This window comes from Geoglobus acetivorans (assembly GCF_000789255.1).
GTDB classification, from domain to species: Archaea; Halobacteriota; Archaeoglobi; order Archaeoglobales; family Archaeoglobaceae; genus Geoglobus; species Geoglobus acetivorans_B.
Genome location: NZ_CP009552.1, coordinates 1,522,958 through 1,544,580, shown reverse-complemented (window position 1 = coordinate 1,544,580; position 21,623 = coordinate 1,522,958). Strand labels below are relative to the sequence as shown.

17 protein-coding genes are annotated in these 21,623 nt (G+C 47.6%); 8 read left to right on the top strand and 9 right to left on the bottom strand.

The features are described from left to right. Positions 1 to 2: 2 nt before the first annotated feature. Positions 3 to 1,265: a hydroxymethylglutaryl-CoA reductase, degradative gene (locus GACE_RS09150; protein WP_048092896.1), complete on the bottom strand. Its 1,263-nt coding sequence runs from the start codon at positions 1,263 to 1,265 to the stop codon at positions 3 to 5. Between the two features lie 50 nt (positions 1,266 to 1,315). Between GACE_RS09150 and GACE_RS09145 the strand changes: the two genes are divergently transcribed. After that, positions 1,316 to 2,542 (top strand): UbiD family decarboxylase, encoded by a 1,227-nt coding sequence (locus GACE_RS09145; protein ID WP_052400268.1) that lies wholly within the window; start codon positions 1,316 to 1,318, stop codon positions 2,540 to 2,542. 11 nt (positions 2,543 to 2,553) lie between these two features. Here the strand turns inward: GACE_RS09145 and GACE_RS09140 are convergent, their stop codons facing one another. From GACE_RS09140 to GACE_RS09115, 6 genes are all read right to left on the bottom strand, one after another. Then, complete coding sequence (locus tag GACE_RS09140) at positions 2,554 to 3,504, bottom strand: ABC transporter substrate-binding protein (RefSeq protein ID WP_048092894.1); 951 nt, start codon at positions 3,502 to 3,504, stop codon at positions 2,554 to 2,556. A 74-nt stretch (positions 3,505 to 3,578) separates the two neighbouring features. Beyond that, positions 3,579 to 4,133 carry an adenosylcobinamide amidohydrolase gene (locus tag GACE_RS09135; protein ID WP_048092893.1) on the bottom strand — a complete coding sequence of 185 codons (555 nt, stop codon included), beginning with the start codon at positions 4,131 to 4,133 and terminating at the stop codon, positions 3,579 to 3,581. Beyond that, positions 4,130 to 4,891 (bottom strand): ABC transporter ATP-binding protein, encoded by a 762-nt coding sequence (locus GACE_RS09130; protein ID WP_048092891.1) that lies wholly within the window; start codon positions 4,889 to 4,891, stop codon positions 4,130 to 4,132. The genes GACE_RS09135 and GACE_RS09130 overlap by 4 nt, the downstream gene beginning before the upstream one ends. Further along, positions 4,872 to 5,849 carry an iron chelate uptake ABC transporter family permease subunit gene (locus GACE_RS09125; protein ID WP_048092889.1) on the bottom strand — a complete coding sequence of 326 codons (978 nt, stop codon included), beginning with the start codon at positions 5,847 to 5,849 and terminating at the stop codon, positions 4,872 to 4,874. The genes GACE_RS09130 and GACE_RS09125 overlap by 20 nt, the downstream gene beginning before the upstream one ends. 85 nt (positions 5,850 to 5,934) lie before the next feature. Next, positions 5,935 to 7,368 carry a phenylalanine--tRNA ligase subunit alpha gene (gene pheS / locus GACE_RS09120; protein ID WP_048092887.1) on the bottom strand — a complete coding sequence of 478 codons (1,434 nt, stop codon included), beginning with the start codon at positions 7,366 to 7,368 and terminating at the stop codon, positions 5,935 to 5,937. A gap of 41 nt (positions 7,369 to 7,409) precedes the next feature. Beyond that, entirely contained in the window at positions 7,410 to 8,051 is a 642-nt protein-coding gene (locus tag GACE_RS09115; RefSeq protein ID WP_048092885.1) for a cytochrome c3 family protein, read from the bottom strand. Positions 8,052 to 8,102: 51 nt separating this feature from the next. Here GACE_RS09115 and GACE_RS09110 point away from each other — a divergent pair, with 51 nt between their 5' ends. The 3 genes from GACE_RS09110 to GACE_RS09100 are packed head-to-tail and all read left to right on the top strand — an operon-like array spanning position 8,103 to position 10,845. Further along, entirely contained in the window at positions 8,103 to 9,923 is a 1,821-nt protein-coding gene (locus tag GACE_RS09110; RefSeq protein ID WP_148305957.1) for a hypothetical protein, read from the top strand. Next, positions 9,920 to 10,180 carry a hypothetical protein gene (locus tag GACE_RS09105; protein ID WP_048092882.1) on the top strand — a complete coding sequence of 87 codons (261 nt, stop codon included), beginning with the start codon at positions 9,920 to 9,922 and terminating at the stop codon, positions 10,178 to 10,180. Before GACE_RS09110 ends, GACE_RS09105 begins: the two co-directional genes overlap by 4 nt. Then, the gene (locus GACE_RS09100) at positions 10,177 to 10,845 is read left to right on the top strand and encodes a signal peptidase I (protein WP_158413829.1); all 669 of its coding nucleotides are present in this window, start codon (positions 10,177 to 10,179) and stop codon (positions 10,843 to 10,845) included. The genes GACE_RS09105 and GACE_RS09100 overlap by 4 nt, the downstream gene beginning before the upstream one ends. On the opposite strand, the gene GACE_RS09095 is transcribed toward GACE_RS09100, so the two are convergent. Continuing rightward, positions 10,842 to 11,615 carry a hypothetical protein gene (locus tag GACE_RS09095; protein ID WP_048092880.1) on the bottom strand — a complete coding sequence of 258 codons (774 nt, stop codon included), beginning with the start codon at positions 11,613 to 11,615 and terminating at the stop codon, positions 10,842 to 10,844. The genes GACE_RS09100 and GACE_RS09095 overlap by 4 nt on opposite strands. Before the next feature lie 39 nt (positions 11,616 to 11,654). Then, positions 11,655 to 12,878: a hypothetical protein gene (locus GACE_RS09090; protein ID WP_048092878.1), complete on the bottom strand. Its 1,224-nt coding sequence runs from the start codon at positions 12,876 to 12,878 to the stop codon at positions 11,655 to 11,657. A 323-nt stretch (positions 12,879 to 13,201) separates the two neighbouring features. On the opposite strand from GACE_RS09090, the gene GACE_RS09085 reads away from it, so the two are divergent. The 4 genes from GACE_RS09085 (at position 13,202) to GACE_RS09070 (ending at position 21,622) form a co-directional block, all read left to right on the top strand. Then, positions 13,202 to 18,652, top strand: a complete 5,451-nt coding sequence (locus GACE_RS09085) for a multiheme c-type cytochrome (RefSeq protein WP_048092876.1) — start codon at positions 13,202 to 13,204, stop codon at positions 18,650 to 18,652. A 107-nt stretch (positions 18,653 to 18,759) separates the two neighbouring features. Continuing rightward, the gene (locus GACE_RS09080) at positions 18,760 to 19,476 is read left to right on the top strand and encodes a cytochrome c3 family protein (protein WP_048092874.1); all 717 of its coding nucleotides are present in this window, start codon (positions 18,760 to 18,762) and stop codon (positions 19,474 to 19,476) included. A gap of 32 nt (positions 19,477 to 19,508) precedes the next feature. After that, the gene (locus GACE_RS09075; RefSeq protein WP_048092872.1) at positions 19,509 to 20,831 is read left to right on the top strand and encodes a multiheme c-type cytochrome; all 1,323 of its coding nucleotides are present in this window, start codon (positions 19,509 to 19,511) and stop codon (positions 20,829 to 20,831) included. Between the two features lie 56 nt (positions 20,832 to 20,887). After that, entirely contained in the window at positions 20,888 to 21,622 is a 735-nt protein-coding gene (locus GACE_RS09070; protein ID WP_048092870.1) for a cytochrome c3 family protein, read from the top strand. Position 21,623: the final 1 nt, after the last annotated feature.

Genomic DNA, 21,623 nt, shown 5'->3' with positions numbered 1-21,623 from the left:
TGTCAGTTTTTGCTTCTCAGCCGTTCTATTATCTCCTTGGCGATATCCATCCTTATCTTACCGGCTTTCAGCATCTCTTCTACAACCTGATCCACTTCTTCCTTGCTGGCCCCAGCCATTATTGCGATGTTCCTCGCATGGAGTTCCATGTGTCCTCTCTGTATTCCTTCTGTGGCCAAAGCTCTTAAGGCTGCAAAGTTCTGTGCGAGTCCAACAGCAGCCATGACCCTCGAAAGTTCTTCTGCAGTATTTATTCCGAGAATCTTGAGGCTCAGCTGGGCTAAGGGGTTTACCTTTGTCGCACCGCCAATTGTTCCGACCGCTATGGGCAGCTCAATTGTTCCTACGAGATCTCCGTCCTTATTCACTTCGTAGGTTGTCAGAGGCTTGTAGCCTCTAAGAGCGGCGTAGCTGTGCGCCCCCGCCTCAACCGCCCTGAAATCGTTTCCGGTTGCTATAACCACTGCGGAGATTCCGTTCATTATCCCCTTGTTGTGGGTGGCACATCTGAATGGATCCGCCTCGGCAAAAGCGTAGGCGTTCATTATGCCTTCAACGACATCCTCCCCTCCTATTGCGTCCTTTTTGAAAACAGCTTTCGCTCTCGCAAGTCTGTAAACTGCAAGGTTTGATATTATTCTCAGATACACCCTTCCACCGGTTATATCCTCAATAAGGGGGGCAACGGCTTCTGCCATCGTATTTACTGCATTTGCACCCATTGCGTCCTTCACATCCACGATCAGATGGACAACCAGCATCTTCCCCTTTATGCTTTCGATTATTCTCACCTCTATGTCCTTGCACCCTCCACCCAGGTTAACCAGAATGGGATCCTGCTCATTTGCGAGCTTTATTATCTCCTCTCTGTTTCTCAAAACCTCAAATTTTGCAGAATACGGATCTTTGAGATCCACTACCTGAATCTGCCCGATCATGATGTTTCCTGAATAATCTGTTGTGAAACCTCCTCCCTCTCTTGCCATTTTTGCTGCGTTGCTTGCAGCGGCAACAACGCTCGCCTCCTCGATGGCCATGGGGATGAGGTAGTCCTTGCCGTCAATCAGGAAGTTCGTCGCTATCCCGAAAGGAAGCTCGAAAGTGCCTATGACGTTCTCAATCATTCTGTCTGCTATTTCCAGGGGAAGACCCTTCTCGAAGAGCATCTTCTTCTCCTCTTCAGTCAATCCTGCAAATTCGGAAATCTTTTCGATTCTTTCATGAACACTCATCTTGTAGAATCCCGGAATCCTTGACGATGGCATAAGCTGAAAATTGCAATAAAATTATTATAATTTTCCCTGCTGTTATTTTTATGAATTTCAGGGATGCGATCCGGGCTGCTGGTCACAGGGTCTTTGAAGAGGAAATCGGCCATGAGGAGGTTGTGAAATTCATTGGAGAGAATGGACTTGAGAAAACTCCTGCCATTATCAATGTGGAGGGAAAAAAGGTAGCCACAAACTTTCTCGCAACCAGGGAGCTTTTGTGTGGCTATATGGACATCTGCGTTTCAGACCTTGCAAAATATCTTGCGAATCTGAAAATAGGGGGAAGGATTGTTGAACGGGATGTTGACTATGTGGAGCTGGACAGTCTGGAAGATCTGCCGGTTCCGAAGTATTTTGAGAACGACGCCGGCAGGTACATAACTGCAGGCATCATCGTTACAGGAAATGGTAACGATTATGGAAGTTACAATGCAAGCTTCCACAGAATGCTCATTCTGGGTAAAAAGAAAATGGCTGTTAGACTCGTGCCTCCAAGACACACGTATCTGAGGTGGAAATCCGCCATTGATCGGGACGAAGAGCTTGAAATTGCCATATCTATATCACCACACCCGCTATTCATGTTTGCATCAGCGACAAGGGTTGATGAGGGCATGGAATACCACTACGCCTCGTCGCTGATGAAAACACTTGAGGTGAGCAACGTTGATGGCATACATGTTCCTGAGTCCGAAATAGTTATCAGGGGGAGGATAACTGGGGAGATGGTTGATGAGGGTCCGTTTATAGACATAACGGGTACATACGACCGGATAAGGAGAGCACCGGTAATTGAAGTGGACACCATCTACGCAAAGGAGGATTTCATGTTCTATTCGATAACTCCGGCGGGTTACGAGCACCAGATGCTCATGGGCGTACCCTATGAACCCGAAATTTATCGAGCTGTTGCGAGGGTTTGTAGGGTGAAGAATGTAATCATGACTGCTGGGGGCAGGCATTACCTCCATGCCATAGTTCAGATTGAGAAGATAACTGACGGGGATGGAAAGAATGCGATACTCGCTGCCTTTTCCGCCCACCCGAGCCTGAAGCATGTGGTTGTGGTGGATGATGACATTGATATTTACAGCATGGAAGATGTTGAGTACGCCATTGCGACGAGATTCCAGGCGGACAGAGACCTGGTGGTGATAACAAATGCGAGGGGAAGCAGCCTTGACCCCTCTGCTAAAGACAATATCACCGCAAAACTTGGAATTGATGCGACTTTCAAGGGAGATAAGAAAAAATACGAAAAAATTTACTGATATTTAGCAGTTTAACCACTATTTTCAGCTATTATGTTTGAAATCTCCTCGAGAGCATAGACGAGTCTGTAGGATGGTCTTGAGATCATGTCGGAGTTTATTACGAACACTTTTCCTTCTTTTACTGCTCTGAGGTCTTTAAGCTCGCTTGTAACCCACTCGTATATGATATTTTCACCGTTTGCATTCATTCCATCGCCGCTGTTCACGATGATTATGTCTGGGTCTTTTGAGTAGAGGTCTTCGATGCTTACGACCTTCCAGCCCTCAACGTCTCCAAAAGCGTTCTGTCCTCCGGCAATTGTTATCAGTTCATTTACAAATGTGCCGTTACCGCTGACGTAAATCGGATCATGCCACAGGATGTGGGCAACCTTCGGTCTTGCTTCCATTTTTTCAGCCTTGGCTTTCACGGTTTCAATTTTGTTTTCCATCATTTTTATGAGTCTGGTTGCGTTTTCCTCCTCTCCGGTAACTTTGCCGAGCATTTCAATATCTCTTATTATTCCTTTGAGATCTTTTGGATTTAGCGCTATTACTGTCAGATTGTATTCCTTGAGGGTTTGTATGGTCTCTTCGCCATTTCCAAACGATGCAACGACCAGGTCCGGTTTCAGGCTGAGCACCTTCTCGATGTCAATTGTGGAGTATCCACCAACCTTCGGTCTTTCTTTCGCCTCCTCGGGATAGTTACAGTATTCAGTAACTCCAACTATTCTGTCTCCAAGACCGAGAGCAAACAGGATTTCTGTGTTCGATGGTGCTAAGGAAATGATTCTCTCCGGTTTTTTATCCACTGTTACGTTGAATCCAAAGTCGTCTGTTACGGTAATGGGAAATTTTTCGGTTTTTAGATTTTCACCGGATTTGTTCTGTATTTCGGGACTTTTGATATCTGCGCAGCCTGATATGAGGATCAGTGCAGCCAGTGTCAGGAATATGAAAATTTTTTTCCACTCCATTCTATACCACCTCTAAATTTTTTTTGATGCTTGATAAAGAAAATTGTATTTAACTTTAACGAATTGTTCTCCAGTCACCATTTGCTCAAACTCTTTAAGACTCCTCTTTTCACGCAGTACCAGATTTTGCTCCCTAAATCGCTTGCGGGGCCGGCATATTCATAGTATCTGCCACCAGTCCTTGCGACCACAGCAGCATCTGTGTTTGTCCCTGTAAAGCCATAACCCATCTCCAGAAGGGCATGACTCTTTGCCTCAGTTGCGGTTATTATGGTGTTCACCATCGCACCATCTGATGGTTCTGCATCAATTATCAGGATGATGTTTATCGTCCCGATGACTTCGTTGGGGTTTTTGACCCCCGCAGTTACGAATGCTGTGACTTCGTCCTTTTTCACGATTGCCAGCTTTTCCATAGGGACTGAGGTGAGTAACCCGAAGTAATTTTTCAGTCCAAGTCTTTTTGCAACGGTTTCGAGATAATGGACTGGATCAGAATCGAGGAAATCATCCGAAACCGTATGGTTGAATATGCTGCTAACCTTTTTCCAGCCACCCTTCAGACCTGAGCTTAATGCATCAAATTTGCCCTCTACAATGAGGGTGTTGTCCTCAACTCGATACCTCATCTGACAACCTCCGGAATTACGAGGATTCTCTGGTTGTGCCTGATAACCTCTGCCCGAATCCCGAAGACCTCCTCTATCCTGTCGGGCCGGATAACCTCCTCAGGAGTCCCTACGTGGATGATTTTACCATTCCTGATCATGAGGATTCTGTCGCTGAACATTGCTGCGAGATTTATGTCGTGCAGGGAGATGAGGGTGCTTTTACCGGTTTTCACCATTTTTTTCACAATTTCCAGAATTTCGAGCTGACTCCTTACGTCGAGGTGGGCGGTGGGTTCATCGAGAAGCATGAACTCTGTGTTCTGGCAGAAAATTCTCGCAAGCATGACCTTCTGCTTCTCTCCCCCACTAAGCTCTGAGAATCTTCTCTGTGCAAAATTCTCCATTCCAACGAGTTCAAGGGCTTTCATTGCGAGTGCGTAATCGTCTTTGCCCGGGCTTATCCTTATGTATGGAGTTCTCCCAAGCAGAACAACATCGAGAACTTTCAGATTGGCTTCAGACTGTTCCTGTGGCAGGTATCCTATGAGCTTTGCAACCTCCTCAAAACCGGCACCGTTCATCTTTTTTCCATTCAGATATACTGCGCCTCCGGTCGGCTTAAGAATGCCATATATTGTCCTGAGTATTGTTGATTTACCACTGCCATTCGGCCCAAGCAGACTTACGAATTCCCCTCTGTTTATCTCTAAACTCACATCTTTGAGTATTTCGGTACTGTTGAGCCTGACAGTAACATTATTGACCTTTAGCTTCATACCTCTTCCTCCTCAGGAGATAAATGAAAAATGGAGCGCCGAGAAGTGATGTGATAACTCCCACCGGAAGCTCACCCGGAACGACTATTCTCGCAATCGTGTCCACGGCTGGCATGAATGTGAATGCAAAGAGAATAGATGTCGGAACAATTATTCTGTTGTCTTCCCCGAAGAGCAACCTCATTGTGTGCGGGATTATCAGGCCTACGAAGCCTATAACTCCACTTACCGATACTGCAATTGCCGTCAGAAATGCGGTGGCAGCGATAATTTCTCTTTTGAGCCTTTCGATGTTTATTCCCACGCTAAGTGCATGTTCCTCTCCAAGCAAAAGGGCGTTCAGTCTCCACGAGTTGTACAGGATTACTGCAACGCCTATTATGGATCCTACAAATGCGATTTTCACCTTGAACCAGTTTGCGTTCCAGAATCCACCCATTATCCAGAAGAGAACCTGGTGCAGGCTCTGTCCCGAGATGTATATGAGAAGTGATGTGACTCCCGAAAGGAATGTGGCCATCGCCACACCTGCGAGCAGGAGAGAATATGTGGAATCTTTTCCCAGGTAATATACCACAAATACTGTAATTATGGCAGATACGAATGCTGCAGCCATTATGTTGATGGAAGAACCGTGACCTGTCAGGATTGCAATGGCAGCCCCAACACTTGCTCCGCTTGAAACCCCTATGATGTACGGGTCCGCCAAGGGATTTCTGAAAAGGGATTGCATGGCACATCCTGACGACGATAACGCCACCCCAACGAGTATTGACAGGAGTGTGCGCCTCAGCCTGAAATCGAGTATGTTTGATACGTATTCTTTTTCAACACCTGAAATTAAGCCCAGTATCTCGTTCAGACCGATTTTTGATGAGCCTGTGCTGATGCCGACTAAAAATGAGATTGCTCCGGCGATGATCAGGATAGCAAATTTAGTGTGCGGTCTCGGCATCATACCACAGTCAAGGGATTTTTACAGAATCTAAAGTCCATTTGATTTATAAACATGGCGAAAAATTGGAAAAGTCCAAAGAGGGCGTTTACCTTTTTATTGCTGGAAGTGACCTCAGCCAGCCAATATCCGGTATGTAAAGCCTTCTCAGATCTTTCATTCCAAGCCTGAGCATCGCAAGTCTGCCAATTCCGAGACCCCAGGCGAGAACTTTCCCCTTTATTCCGAGAGGTTCGGTAACTTCTTTTCTGAATATTCCTGCCCCTCCAAGCTCGACCCACCCCAGACCCTCAACATAGACCTCTGGCTCCACACTCGGCTCTGTGTACGGGAAATATCCGGGTCTGAATCTTACATCCTCAAAACCCATCTTGTGGAAAAACTCCCTCAGCAGGCCAAGCAGGTCAGCAAATCCAACGTCCCTGTCGAGGACCACACCCTCAAGCTGGTCAAATTCTGGTAAATGGGTGGCATCTATGGTCTCTCTTCTGTAAACCCTATCTATGCAGAACGCCTTAACGGGGGGCTCGGGATTCAGAGCGAGGTAGTGGATTGTTATTGCAGTTGTGTGGGTTCTCAGCACGAGTTGTTTTGCCTTTTCAAGACTCCACTTTCCACCCCATCCCTTGGAACCGGTCACCCACCCATCTTCATGTGTCAGCTTAACTCTTTCAACAGCATCCCCTTCAAGCTCGACATATCTCTCCAGATAAAACGTGTCCTGCATCTCTCTTGCGGGGTGATCCTGTGGCTGGAAGAGCGCATCGAAGTTCCAGAATGCTGGCTGGATGTAGTGGCCCTTTATCTCTGTGAAGCCCATCTCCAGAAAGATCTTTCTGCATTCTCTGATTATTCTCTCGTATGGGTGAATTTTGGCAGCGAATACTTCTTTCGAGGGAATTTTTATGTCATATTCTAAGAATTCTTTCCCCTTCCATGTTCCTGAAATGAGGATCTCAGGTGTGATGTCCGAAATTTTCTCCTTCAGCTCGACATCGGGTTTTCTGATTATTTTGAAGAATACTTCCTTGAACTGCTCCTCTCTCAAAAGCTTTCTCTTCTTCAGTTCTTTCAGAATTTTTTCGTCCAGCTTGGCAGTTCTGTCGCTGTAAATTTTTTCAAGTGCAGTTTTTTCGTAAAACTCTGGCTCTGAAATGAGCTCAACGACTCCGCCTTCTATTTTTACCGCGCCCTTTTTCTTGAGGTTCCCGAGAGCAATGCCCACCAGCCTTTTTCCAAACTTTTCTTCAAGCTCCTTTATTGACCTCTTACCTTCCCCCAGTTCTGAAACGAGTTTCTCTTCTGGAAGTCCTTCGGTCAGGTATTTTATTCCCTCTTCGGTCAGTTCATATTCTTTCCAGATTTTTTCCTCAATTTTGACGAATCCCTTTTCTGCAAGCAGATAAATTGCTTTTATTACAGCGTCTTTCTTCATTCCAGCAATCTCGGCGGCATCGTCGATACTGTATTCTCTGCTCTTTTCGAGTGATTTGAGGAGTTTGATTTCAAATGGGGTGAGCATGGAAAAAAGCGATGGGTTTTGGTTAAATAGTTTTTCAAAAATCAGAACAGGAGATCGACTATCCACAAGATAAAGTCCGAAAGGCTCTTGAAGGATACTTGGGCTTCCTGGGGTCTTTCTGGGGTTGGAGTCACCTGCAGCCCTACGCTTTCCAGTTCTTTTTTGTTTATTTTTGGCAGGTAGTCCTTCATGTATTCCGAGTGACAGTCAAAGCAGATATCATCAAGAACTCTGCTGTGAACACTGTGGGGATTTGAACCATGGCAATCAGTGCATTTGTTTCTGTCTGGTTTGGATATGGCTCCATCGGTTCCGTGGCAATTATCGCATGAGACCTTCATGTGGGGTACGTGGACTTTCAATCCAATGTTGTTAATGTCATAATTGCTTCCAACGTGACATTTTATGCAGACTGTCGCCCCATGCAGTTTGAGGAGCTGGTTCTGGTCTTTTAGGTCCACTTCTCTGTTATGGCATGGTGTGCACCTCAGAAACTTCTCGAGCTCTTCTCCCGACAGAGTGTTTATGTGGCAGGGCATGCAAATCTTTGCTTTATGCCAGGGAGCAAAAAAACCTTCGTATTGTTTGTACAGAGGGTTGTTTACTTCTGATGCCTGCGTGAGAGATGCGAACATTATTGTCAGTATAAGGATCGCTGCCGAGAGCAACGCAACTTTTTTCACAGTTTGTGGTTCTCTGGTAAATTATTTATTTCTTTTGTTCTATGCATGTATGTGAGGGGGAGAATTGTCTGCCTGGCATGTCTTATTTTTCTGTTCATGGTGAGTCCAACTTTAGCGATAGACAATTTTGCTATTAAACTGGTTGACCACGTTGATGGCTATGGTAAGTTTATCGAAAGAAAAATTCCTTATGAAAAAGGGGAAACTGCGAAGATATACGTTCAGGCCTCGGATATCAATCACTTCAGAGCGTATGCCGTGGACTTTCTGGTGGTTGTATACGATCCCGATGGTTATCCGGTGGCAGGGAAGGTGATAAGAAAGTCCGGTCTTGATTGGACCAACAGCATTTTCACTGTTTTTGATATAAACATACCGGAGAGCTGGAAGACTGGCGAGTACAGAGCGGTGGTTTATGTTTTCGATGTTCTGAATACAACTGCAACAGAACAAGAGTATAAAAGCTTCCTTGAAAGACTGATCAATGGCAGTGATGCAAGTTTGTTTGTTTATACTGAGAAGAGAAATGATGTGGATTACCTCAAAAAAGAGATCAGGTTTAATGTGGTTGATGAAGTCAAAAGCACGGTCTACTTATTTGATTCGAATTTAAAAGCTGCAATTTTGCCGGAAGGTATGAATAATACGCTTCAGGTATCTGTGTTTAACGCAGGTAACAAAAAAGTGTCCTTTTACTTGAGGCTTTTGATTGATGGTGAGTATTTTTCAAAGAAAAAAGTGGAGCTTGGACCTTATGAATCTACCAGGGTGGAGTTCAGCGTTCCTCAACTTGACATTGGTGATCACAAACTCGAAATTTCTGCGGGATGGAGCAAAGTAGCTGGATTGCAGGTTCTGCCGGTCTATGTCCAGCCATATCTGTTTAACAAGCCCCTGAAGATCGGAAAAGTGGGTAATGGGACTCTTGTACTCTCGGCCAACAACTACGTTCTCGGTAGCGTTGGTGTAAGCGGGATGGACAATAAGGCAAGAGACTTCGATTTTGAAAAAGCCTACGATATGAATAGAGATAATGCTGCAAAAATGCTCACGAACGTTCTTGCTTATCTGTGGAAGAACGGAAACTACAGCGATGAAATGAAGGTGGCGCTTTATTACAAGAGCGATGAGAGGGCAGAGAAGATTCTTCCGGACCTTCTTGAATATATCAGACAGTTGAATAAAGCGCCAGTATCGTATGTTGGTGTTGTGGAAGATTACGAGCTGGATAAGGCGGACATCGTGTTCTACGTTACTGATAAACCGGAAATGACTGCCTTCAGCGATTATTTGAAGAGGGGCGGAAAGGTGGTTCTGGACGTAACCAACTATTACTTCAGCGATGCGGGTTTAAAAAGGAAGTATGGGTTGAGAGAGGCTCCGGACCTGCTGACCTCTTTCTATGACTTTTCATCTATCAACAAAACTGTCTCGATAAGATTGAAAACTGAACTGAAGCTTCCGCCGGAGCTGAAGTACTCGAACCTGTCGGTCAGTGATTTCATAGTTGATGTTGGTCAGCCGGTGAAGGTATCCTTTGACGTTAAAAATGAGGGTGGGACAGGGACGGCAGAGATTGTGGTCAAGATAAATGGTATTGTTGCTTACAATGAGACCGTTAACATCTATCAGAACGAGAAAAAGCACGTGGAGTTTGAGTATATCCCGAAACAGGAGGGATCTTATAAAGTGCTTCTTGATGACTCCAGTATATCAAAGGTCTTTTTTGCGAAAAACGTAACCAGTGCATCGCCCACACCTACTCCTGCAGTGGAAAACGGTGAGAATGGCAGAAAGGATGCAGGCACGGTAACAATACTGGTAGGAGTCTTGGCGGTGCTTATAGTTCTTAGGTTCTACCTGAGAAGATGAGGTCTGAATACGAAATCCTGGTATTGAGGGAGCTTGAACGGGGGATCAAAGACCCTGAGAAAATATCTGCAGAGACAAAACTACCTTTGGAACTTGTTAATGCTGTTCTGAAGTTTTATGGGGATGGCAGCATCAGGGCGGAAAACGGGGCGAGAGGGATTGAAATAGGGAGAAATGCACTGAATTTGCTGATAGATGTGGTAATTCTGTACATCACATTAAATCTGCTGCTTTACATTGTATGGTGGTTGCAATGATTGAGCTGCTGATTGCAGGCGCTCTCGCCACCGCATTCTTTGCTTACAACCATCGTGAAGGAATTGGGAGAAAAATTAGTCTGGTAAGAACGAGAAAGCACATTCACGAGCTTTTGGAGAATAGTAGCAGGAGTAGAAATGCCACAATAGCGATGGCTGTTGCAGAATTTGCTGTTTTCCTTGTGATAGTCTACCTTGGCATTACAATGAAGATTTTTTTCGCTGCAGTAGTTACAAACAGCATGTATCCCACTTTTGAGAGAGGAGATATTGTCCTGGTTCAGACCATTTTCAAGGAGCCGGAAAAGGGAGACATAATAATGTTCGTGAGAGAGGATGTAGGTTATTCTGTTACTCATCGGGTTCTGAAGGTTGTGGGTGATAAAGTGTATACTGGTGGCGACGCCTCTGGACCTGACCCAAACCCCATCAGTAAGAGTGATATAATTGGTAAGGCTGTCCTTGTTTTCGGGAAACCGATTGTCGTCAAGGGTGTGGGGAATTACTTCATTCTCGATGCTAAGGAGCTTAGGGATATTGGGCCATACGGGCAGGAATATTTGTTCTACAAGAAAATGCTGGATGTCCTTCGGCAGTATGCCCTTTCCGTGGTTGTGATTGGGATCTCCGCATACATCTACTCACTGCTCAGAGAATTGCGCTAACCCTGCCTCCTTGTAATTTTTGATCTGAACTCTCCAAGCATGTCTTTGAGCCCTTTATTGCCCGTTCCGGTGATTCCCTTTGCCACTATGTAGTAGTAATATGCATAAAATGCGGATGCGATGAAAACCATTCCTTGAGCGATTGAAATGCCAGCAAGTGTTCTGGTAAGTGTATATAGTGAGGGGATTATGAGAACCGGGGCAATGAGCATCACGAGCGCCTCGCCCTTATCGAATATCTGGAATTCGAAGGTTATGAATCCCCACCAGATAATGAACAGGAGGGCGGAGAGGATGTAGTTGTAAGGCAGCGTGTACTGGGTCATGTACATAAAAAGTCCTATATAAAACACCATAACTACAACTGCTTTAAAGTAAAAGTTTATTCTCTCTTCTGGAGTCAGCTTCTGAGTTGTTGCAAGCTCTTCTATTGCAGAGATTTTTCTTTCAAGGTTTTCGATTTTCTTTGATACTCTGTTCATCTCAACTATGCCCAGCGCAACCTCCTCCATGATCGGTTTGAGTCTGCTGTACACGACCTCGTTGAATGCAGCATTGACCGATACTTCATATCCCTTCAACCTTTTTCTGAGATTGAGTGATCCACCTACGAGCACTGCTGAAAACATTAGAAAGATCACGTCTATTGCCAGATTTATGGCGGGCCTGCCCATGCTGTAATCTGTGTAAAATGAGTAAAGGGACAGTGCAAGTACGGAAATGCCAATTATGAATGCTATAAGTGTTATGAGATTATCTGAGGACTTCATTGCTTTAGTTTTCTGTGTGAGTAAATTTAAAAGTTTCTGTCATCCATTCTTCTTTTTTGCAATTCTTGCGGTCAGCAGCGCAGATCCCAATGCTATAAGTGGTAGTATGGCACCAAGGGGCGTTTTTTTGGAATTTTCTTTTTCAGATGTTGGATTTTTCTCTGAACTGTATCTGTATGGCAGAGTTATGTTGTATTCTGCCTTTGAGAACCCTTTCATGGTCACAGGTTTCCCGTAGACGATCCAGAGTGTCGTGGCGTTTGGGAATATGGCGGACTGGTATACTACGATCGCTTTTCCCTTCTCATCTATCAGCAGGTCTTTTTGATCGCACTTGAAGTTGTAGGGGTTTTCGAGACTGCGGATATATTCTATGTTCCTGCTCAACCTCACTGGCTCGCTCCAGTTAAAGCCATCAGGAGAGCCGAAGATGTAAACTTCCTCGTTTCCCTCGATCGTGGATGTGTAGGACACCCAGATGTTCTTACCGTCAGTCTCAGCATCGACGTAGAGGGTGAAGTTGTAGGGCGGAGGGGTGTTCGTCAGCTTTGCAGCCCTGACCCAGTTTATTCCGTCGAAGCTGTAGGCGATGTACAGGTCGTGGAGGTTCATGATTTCCGGTATGGTGTAATTGCCTGTGTAGAGTGCGTAAACCATCCAGTAGCGGTCTTTGAAGTAGAACATGCTGCCGAAAAGAGAGCTCGGGGGTATTGCCGGATACTCCCTGCTCCAGTTGACAGCATCGTCAGAATACCTCACAACTATCGTCGAACCATTTCCGTCCTTGTAGTCCTTGCTGTACACCAGCCAGAACTTGCCGAACGGATCGCGGTAGATGTAGGGGTACCAGTCGACGCTCGAGTTGCTCGTGTTTATCGGCACGAGCTTCCAGTTTTTACCATCGCCTATGGCCAGGTAAACATCATAGTCGAAGCCGAACAGAGAGTGGGGATTGACAAGCTTGTGGCGAGTGAATGCTATGTAGAACTTTCCGTCGTAGATTCTCAGGTATGCATCGTAGTCATCTGGCTGTGAAAATGGCAGTTTTTCCGGCAAGCTCCAGTTTGCCAGGTCTGAAGAGTTCATCATGTAAATACCGCTCTCGTTGTTGAAAACGAGCCAGTACATGCCATTCTCATCCTGTGCGATCGTCGGATATCTGCCTTTTCCTATTTTTATTGGCCCGGTAAAATTCGCCGATGCTATTCCGGACAAAATCAGTATTAAGGTAATAAATATCAGGATATTCAACTTCAATTTCATTAATGCCGATTTTTACCCCTGCTGTATAAAATGGTTTTCTAAACAATATCAATACTCTTTCTCTGCTATGCCGTTAATCCGTCAGTTACATGTGAATATGGTGTTGGTCGTTTGGGCTTATTGACAGTATCTTGATGTCTTTATTTTTCAAACAATCTTCATATCTTTGTGTATTCATGCGTCGATTCACGCTTTTCTGGCTGTTTTGTTGATAATACTCATAATAACCAGCAAAGCTTAAGTAGCAGTAAAAAAAATTTATTAATTGAGGTGCAGATTATGTGTTTAAACTCCCCGTCTGGGGGGTTTAGGAGGGGAAAATTGTGAGGTCGAAAATAAAAACGAAACCGATCCTGATGATGCTCTTAGCGATAGCGATTGTAATAGCGATTACAGGAAGTGCAGCGGCACAACCAGTTCTCAAACTGAACCTTTCGAGGCTTGTGGTGCTCGATGATCCGAAGAGCGGGCAGGCAGACACTGCGAATGGATTCAGCAATCCGCCACAAAGTTGGGGTAACGACTACTGGAGTGGTGAATCGACAACGATCAAGGGTTATGCGATAGTCATGGATAAAGATGGGGGTATTGGCGGAGTAACAGTGACTTTTACAATCAGAAAGCCGGATGGGACGGCAGTTACGTCAATACAATCCAGCACGGATAGTTCTGGCGTGGCGTCTTTCAGCTACAATCTTAATGGGATGAATTACTACGGATACTGGACTGTTGAGGCTACTGCGACGGTAAACGGTCAGAATCTACAAGCAACAGCCACATTCATGTACAACTGGTGGGGCTGTGCGAGATGTCACGGCGATGCTGGTGAATGGGGTACTCCGGGCAGTTACAGCGCCTACACTCCAAAATCTCCATATTCAATGGGCTACAAATTCCATCAGAAACCTAAGAAGAGCGAACACGCTGGAGCGATAGTTGCGGGAGAGTGTACTGCGTGCCACAATGGCTACGACAAGATACATGTTCGGGGTGATTATGGTTACGCCAGAAATGGCTGGTCCTACGACTCGACAAAGGCTGCGAAAGCATCAGATATTCATAACAAAGACTGCGTTAGTTGCCACGTCAACGCCGATCTTGGTGTGTCTACAAACAATTTGAATTGGGACTCTAAGAAAGGATTCTGGAAGCTTGGAAACTTCGATAAAAATAAGAATTATCCTGCCCCAGAAATCGCCGGGTGTTACGACACACCTGGCTGTCACGCCCAGAAGAACACCAAGCTCACCGCAATTGACACCACAACTGGCTACAGCGTTGGTGGCACATACAGAACGATTTACTCCTATGACGTCAACACCGGCCAGCCCAGCAAAGCTCACACATCTCCTCAGACAATCCCGTGTCTGAGCTGCCACGGGCCAGCCCACGACCTGTCTAAACCGGCTGTCTCTGGAACCTCCAACTCATACACCGAAGACGAGCAGTGCCTCACCTGCCACACCAACCAGGGCAAACACTCCCCGGACAACCCAGTCTACTGTACTGCATGCCACTCCCAGGATGCTCACAGAATAGGCATCCTCGACAAAACAGCAGCGACCCAGCCAACCTACACGACTCTTGGCTCGGCTAACGCCGTAACCAAGGCCGACTGTGAATCCTGCCACTCCCCCGGAGCGATATCCAACTTCTTCAACAGCCTGACCAGCTACGATTCCAGTGCTTACACCAACAACTACCAGCCGCAAACTGATAGCTTCGGCTACACCATAGCCAAGCACAACAGCGTTGTGAACTGCAATGTCTGTCATGACGCGACCGACTTCCACACCGTAAAGTTCCTCACTCATTCAGGAACATACTCAACAGACAAAACTCAGGCCGTGAGCTGTGAGGACTGCCACGTGCCCGGAGTCAATGATGCTGTGAAATCAGTTGTGCAGGCCAAGGGTTATAACCCACCGCAGGTCGATGCTAAGCACAACAACGCCGTGCCCTGTGAGGTCTGTCACTCCCCGTCACCACATGGAGGGCCAAGGTTCCTGTCGTCAGACCTTCAGACCTACACCACGAGCAAGGCGAACGCTGTGAAGTGTACGGACTGTCATGCAAATCCGAATGCTGCAGGAAGGACGTACACAACGAGAACTGGAACGTACACTATGAATCCGCCATACATCGGCGACAAAGCCTTCCAGCATGGAAACGCAACGTGGGAGGGACAGAACTGGGGCAGCTACTGGACAAAAGGCGATGACAATTCCGCGTGCCTCTTCTGCCACGCCAGTGGCGGTACGAACGTTAACGCTGTTCACACTTCCAGCGCCCTTGGCACTGTGGCCAACTTGGACGGAGCAAAAGACCTCAGCGGAAACTGGTGTGCCCAGTGCCACGTTTCCACAAAGTATGGTAACGAGCTTCCGAAAGAGCCGCCGTTCATAGATGTAAATAACACCGGAAAGGCGGTTAACAGTGCGGGCTCGAAGTGGTTCGACCACGGCAGTCTGATAGCAAATGGAGACTCTGACAGTCTCTGTAAGTCCTGTCACGGTGGAGCCGCGCAGAGCGCGTCGACTGTTGGTGAATTCATTCACCAGGTGGACGAGGGCACGAACGGTGGCCCAGACTGTGTTAGCTGCCACGATGTTGGCGGATTCGCACCGAAACACGTTGACGTTTCGGCGATGAAGCAGAGCATCCACGCAAACCTGAACAGCAATGCAGCGAACACGACAAAGCTCACGGATACCATAGACAAGGCATGCTGGGCCTGCCACGGAGACGGAACAGAGCCTACCGAACATCCAGCCAGCTACAAGAATCCGAAGAAGTGTGAAGACTGCCACACCGGCACAACTCAGTTCAGCGCTCCGCTTGTGGCTGAACACTACTACGCTGGAGAAGACCTTGTTGTGCAGGCCACATGCCAGGACTGCCACAGCAAGGGCGAGATGCTCAACGCCAACAGCGATCCGGATGCCGGCAGTGTTAACGCGACGATAAGCCACTATGGCAAGAAGAGAACGGACCTTGTTCTGAACATAAACGGTGACGTGCTGACCGACTGTTACTACTGCCACCAGAACACCACGACGACCTTCAAGAACGTGATGCGGAATCCAAACCACAGCTACATGTATGACCACACCGACAGCCCCAACTCGCCCAAGTGCTGGAACTGCCACAGTGCGGGAAGGATTCATGACCAGACGCACGTCAAACCCCAGATAAGCAATGGCCTGTGTCTCGGATGCCATCAGAGTGGTATTGGCAGTGCGAAACCTATTCCAACTGCACACAACAGCACGATGAACTGCTACTCGTGCCACATGGATCCGAAGGATGAGACATATGATACCGTCACGGCCCAGATACATGGCATCAAGTTCATCAGTTCGGACGGCACATACACAATGTGGGACAAGACCAATGCTGCCAACTGTGTGGACTGTCATGAGAATCAGAACACATCTGCGAGCCTCACAGCATGGGGTTACACCATTCCTGCAATTCCGAAGCTCAACCACAGCAATGATCCTATTGCTGGACAGAAGTGGGGTACTTACTGGACCTCAGATATTGAGGCGTGCTACTACTGCCACCAGAGCGGAATCCACAAGGACAGGACAGGGTTGCTGGGCAACGTTACACTAATTGCAGATGGGGCAAAAGACCTCTCAGGCACCTGGTGTGCCAACTGCCACTACCAGAGCTCTCCTGACTACAAGGGCAATCAGCTGAATCCAGTTCCTCCACGCATAGATGTTGATGAAGGCACAGCAAATGACGGCACAACATGGGTTGATCACTCTGGATTCCTCTCGTCAAGCTTCACAGACAGCGTGTGCAAGCAGTGTCATGGTGGTGTTGCTCAGTCTGCAACAACTCTCAAGGACTTTGTGCACGCTGTCAGCGAAGGGACTGGAGGAGGGTGCATTGCCTGCCACGAGAGCTACACCGGAAGCATTGGAATAAACGTTTCAAGCTATGGCAGACACGTCAACGTCAACACAACAGATGGAACTGGCAATCTGACGGATGCGGACTGTACAACCTGCCACTACGACACGAGCAAGATGTTCGATCCGGGCTGGAGTGTCGCAACCTACAGCTGCCAGGACTGCCACCTCAACGGCACCCCGGTAAACGTGCCTTCAGACGTCAGGCTCACCACCTTCCAGCACGGCAACAACGACTGCAAGTCCTGCCACGTTGCAGGAGGATATGCGGAGGGCAGATACTACCACTGGAACTACTCAACACCTTACGGAGCGGTAAAGGAGCCCGGCTGGCCAGGGTGGACGGGAACGTTTGTCAAGTGCAGCGACTGCCACTACACCCACAGCAAGAGGGACGAGCCGTTCCACGCTCCGGGCATAGGCACATACATGGCCACGATGTACACCTCATGCGGAGGAGGCAACTGCCACGGAAACGGACAGATACATGACACGGTTACCGTTCCATACCTCTCACCGCCAATAGTGACCGTCTCAGCATCCAAGTCCTACGCATACGTTGGAGACACGATAACCATAACTGCAGAGGTAATCGGATATAACGTCCAGATCTACAACGCCACCTACAGACTCGTGCACAATGGCGTTGTGGTTGAGCAGGGACAGCTTACCCCTGACGACGGCAGGTTCGGCGGTGTTGACAGCAGGGGCTTTGGATACGAGAAGTTCACGTTCAGCATTGACACAACCGGTTTTGAGCCTGGAGAGTACAGGATATACGTGACCGGAGAGAAGGACACAGGAAAGAGTGCAACGACATTCACAACATTCACGCTCTCGAAGGGAGGTGTCGTCCCGTCCCCAACAGCATACAACTTCGGATTCGAGAGCTGGACGGTCAGCAGCACCCCCGTCAGCTGGACCAACGTTTCGGCAGCAGTCACCCAGTCAGCTCCAAAGTCCGGCAGCGCATCTGCAGGTCTCGCATCAGCCACTGCAGGCTACCTGGAGTCAGCCAGGTTCCAGGTGACACCGGGTGCATCATACCAGGTAACGGTCTACGTTAAGAAACCTGCAGACGGAGGCTATGCGGGAATCAGCCTCGTCCAGTGGAACGGCAACACCGTCATCTCCGAAACGCCAGTGGTGAAGCTGGAGGGCCACACCTCGGACTGGGTGCTGCTGGGAGTTGAGATCACGGCAAGCAGCAGCGCTACCAACTTCAGCATAAGGCTCTACGCCAGCAACACCACCGCCTACTTTGACGACGTCAGTGTTATCATAACCCCACCCGTCACCACGAACTACGTGGTCAACGGAGGATTTGACAGCGACTGGGGCACGGGAAGACCTGACAGGTACTTCAGAAGTGCTGAGTACAAGCAAAAACCATACGAGCCCATAAAGGCCTGGGAGCCGAAGGGAATTGCCAGCAACGGCCTTGACGTGAACACCACTGTTGCAATCGGAAAGAGGTCTGCAGGCATCTATGGTTCAGGATACTGGACCACACCATACGCAGACACGAGCTTCGGAACTCTCTACAGGTACTACCAGCAGTACTACGCAATAAACCTCGCCGAGGGCAAGACCTTCACGGCACAGTTCAAGATCTATTCAGACAGCATGAACGGCAGGGCAGGAATACAGTTCGTGTACAGGTCCTACAAGGACGTTGGAGACAACGCAGGCACTCCTGAGACGTACAGAGTCTATGTAGACAGTGTCACCAGCGGATGGCTCGGTGTGATAACCTCGGGCAAAATGCCCGCAGGCAAGCAGTACCTGCAGATCAAGCTCTTCAGCGAGGGTGCAAACCACGTGCTGTTCGATGAGGTGGCAGTGTACTGAGAACTTGGATAATTTTCATTATTTTTTGTTTTAGTTCTTTGTGAGTGCTGTTTTCGAAGGAAAACTTTATAAAATCTTTTAACAAACTATACATTGGGTGAAAATAAATGAATGGTAGGTTGATATTAGGTGCGATCGTGCTCCTTGCGGTAGGTGTTTTAGTGCTTCCTCCTACAGTATCGCTGTTTGTTGGTCAGCATGACTGGTACGATATTGACGCAACGGGCAACCAGATACCCTGTCAGAAATGTCATGCTGATGTGTATGAGGAGCTGAACAACAGCCCGTATCACAAGGGCTGGGGCACTCCAGGAGTTGCTGATGAGGACGACTGCAGGGGATGCCACCAGGCAAACACAAGCATAGCGTATGCCAGTGGAACTGCAAATGGTCCGACTGATGCTACTCTGGAATGGGGTGCTCATGCAGCCTCTACGGTAGAGTGCATGTACTGCCATGATCAGAAGCAGGTTGGTGGTGCACCAGCAGCCGGAGGATTTGGTATAACTGGATTGGCCAATGATACGGGATCGCTTGCAGCACACTCCGACTTCGTCAGTTCTGCCGATCTGAGCAGTGATGTACTCCTTGCGGAGAACGAAGCCTGTATTGCATGCCATACTCATGTTGCAGTTAAAATTAACTTCACTCACTACGGTGCAATGGAGTTCGATGTTAACTGGGACACTCTGCTTCAGCAGTATGCGACAAGTAACTATACAATTAATACATCCACCGCCGTGACAAACGTCATCTGGGGCAACGCTACCGGTCAGGGCTGGGTGAACACCTATCCTGGTTCGGCCAACTGGCCAGGGCAGTAAATTTTTAAATTATTTCATTTCTATTTTTGTTAATGCAACTGAGGTATTATCTTCTGGTAATCGTTCTCGTCTCAATTTTCCTATACACCCTTCCCAACTCCACCTACTCAGTTCTTCTTCAAACCCACAATGTCAAGGACATCTCCTCTCCTTCAAACGACATCCCATGCACTCAATGCCATTCAAAAATCGCAGCCGAGCTCAGCAACTCAACCTACCATTCCGGCATGACATGTGAGGACTGCCACCGCAACCCCTACCTCGGCCAGACCGTAGCTTACGACAACGGCACATGGGTTTCGGGAGGTGAAGCACACGCTGCAGTAAAGCCCCGCTGCCTTGACTGCCACTCAAAAACCAGCATAACCCTTGCAAACGGAACCACCGTTTCAGTCCCAAAGGCAAATGCGTTTGGAGACCCAAACTACGGGACTGATTACTCAGCCCACAAGAAATTCGTTCAGGACGCCCTCAACTTCAGCCTTGGTGTTGGTGAGAACGAAGCATGCTTGGCGTGTCACACAGATTTCAAGCTGAATATTGAGTTCAGGTATTTCTGGAACATCAGCTACACCAAGAGCTTCGACTGGAGTATAACGAACTTTAATGTTAATGGAACAAGAACTTATCAGATCTCTCTGACTGGGAACGGCTCAAAACATATATGGAAACCCTTGAGTTCGATAGACTGCACTTCGTGCCACAAAAACATCTACGACGCTCTTATTAATGGAACCCCAGGTTCGCCATACACGCAGTATACTCACGCACCAATCGAGATTGATGACTCCATAAGCTACAACTGGGAGACCAACAATTACTGGGGAAATCTGAGGTACCACTATGTGCCGGATGCTTACAGAGCTACTTGGGTGAACTCCACCTACTGCTACGAATGCCACAACGTTGCGAGGTATGCTGCCATCAATCCATCTGCTGCATCAACATATGGTCTCTCTGCCGTTGTCTCGGACACGAACTCGAATTTCGTTCATGCTGCAGAAAGGATAAAGTGTGTAACCTGCCACGGTTCAGGAAAAACGAAGGACCCTTCTCCGGTTATGAGGTACAGCGGATACAGCGCGAGCTATTCAGCTCTAAACATTAGCGCGGATCACAGGAAAATATCTGACGTGATAGGTCTGTACGCCAACACGTTCAACGGTGACATGTGCATGGGGTGCCACGAGGCTGCGGACCACACTGGCACGATGGGGATGGGATGTGGCCCATGCCATAATGCTGGAGGCGGGAGTTCGTGCGGCCCCTGTCACCGGAGCTACATAAATACTGGAAGTGGATATTCTCTGAGTGTTGTGATCGAGTCGGAGCCGAGTGGTGCAGTGGTCAGGTAGCTTCCTGTGATGAGATGCGGTAACGTTTTAAAGCTTCTATCTGATTTTTAATTGTAATGAGACCTTCGAGGCTTGCACTGATCCTTGTGACCACCGTGATGGTGGGAGTATTCGTGCTTCCCAAGACAGTATCTCTATTTGCAGGTATACATGAATGGTATTATCTGGATGCAAATCCGACTTCTGACGTAGACTGTAAAAAATGCCATGCGGACATTTATGAAGAGCTTCAGCTCTCGCCACTCCACAAAAAATGGGGCGATCCGACGATAGCAGATACAAAGGACTGTGAGGCCTGTCACAGGGGGAATGCAAGTGTAACGTATGCTAACGGCTCAGCAAATCAGCCCGGTCTTGAGGCACATGCGGCAACGAGGGCAGATTGCACTTACTGTCATTTCAACACCACGAACATGCACTACGCAGTTCATGGAAACCTGAGCAAAGTGCTTGGTTATGATACAGCTGGCTGCAGGTGTCATAACTCCAATCCTGCTCTGTCCAGTTACGGGGCGGCAGGTGGCTTTGGATTGAGCAACCATCCTGACGACTCCGGTTTGAATTCGACACATTTTGAACTAATCTTCGGAACTGCTTTTGAAGCCAACGTCTATCCTGGGGAGAGTGAAGCCTGTATCTTCTGCCACACAGATGTGGGGGTAAAGTTCAATATTACGACATATACCGGGTTTTCATTAACCGTCTCGAACAATATCGTTGGGAATACCTCGGAATGGAGCGTGTCTGACATTTCTCCTACTGACTTTATCGTTTATACCGAGGTGAAGTGAG

Bases quoted from the DNA above. Each gene is read 5' to 3' on its own strand.
- pheS (WP_048092887.1), bottom strand. From the start codon at position 7,368: ATGCTCACCCCATTTGAAATCAAACTCCTCAAATCACTCGAAAAGAGC.
- GACE_RS09105 (WP_048092882.1), top strand. From the start codon at position 9,920: ATGAGGTCTGAATACGAAATCCTGGTATTGAGGGAGCTTGAACGGGGG.
- GACE_RS09125 (WP_048092889.1), bottom strand. From the start codon at position 5,849: ATGATGCCGAGACCGCACACTAAATTTGCTATCCTGATCATCGCCGGA.
- GACE_RS09135 (WP_048092893.1), bottom strand. From the start codon at position 4,133: ATGAGGTATCGAGTTGAGGACAACACCCTCATTGTAGAGGGCAAATTT.
- GACE_RS09070 (WP_048092870.1), top strand. From the start codon at position 20,888: ATGAGACCTTCGAGGCTTGCACTGATCCTTGTGACCACCGTGATGGTG.
- GACE_RS09100 (WP_158413829.1), top strand. From the start codon at position 10,177: ATGATTGAGCTGCTGATTGCAGGCGCTCTCGCCACCGCATTCTTTGCT.
- GACE_RS09095 (WP_048092880.1), bottom strand. From the start codon at position 11,615: ATGAAGTCCTCAGATAATCTCATAACACTTATAGCATTCATAATTGGC.
- GACE_RS09090 (WP_048092878.1), bottom strand. From the start codon at position 12,878: ATGAAATTGAAGTTGAATATCCTGATATTTATTACCTTAATACTGATT.
- GACE_RS09080 (WP_048092874.1), top strand. From the start codon at position 18,760: ATGAATGGTAGGTTGATATTAGGTGCGATCGTGCTCCTTGCGGTAGGT.
- GACE_RS09075 (WP_048092872.1), top strand. From the start codon at position 19,509: ATGCAACTGAGGTATTATCTTCTGGTAATCGTTCTCGTCTCAATTTTC.
- GACE_RS09130 (WP_048092891.1), bottom strand. From the start codon at position 4,891: ATGAAGCTAAAGGTCAATAATGTTACTGTCAGGCTCAACAGTACCGAA.
- GACE_RS09140 (WP_048092894.1), bottom strand. From the start codon at position 3,504: ATGGAGTGGAAAAAAATTTTCATATTCCTGACACTGGCTGCACTGATC.
- GACE_RS09145 (WP_052400268.1), top strand. From the start codon at position 1,316: ATGAATTTCAGGGATGCGATCCGGGCTGCTGGTCACAGGGTCTTTGAA.
- GACE_RS09150 (WP_048092896.1), bottom strand. From the start codon at position 1,265: ATGCCATCGTCAAGGATTCCGGGATTCTACAAGATGAGTGTTCATGAA.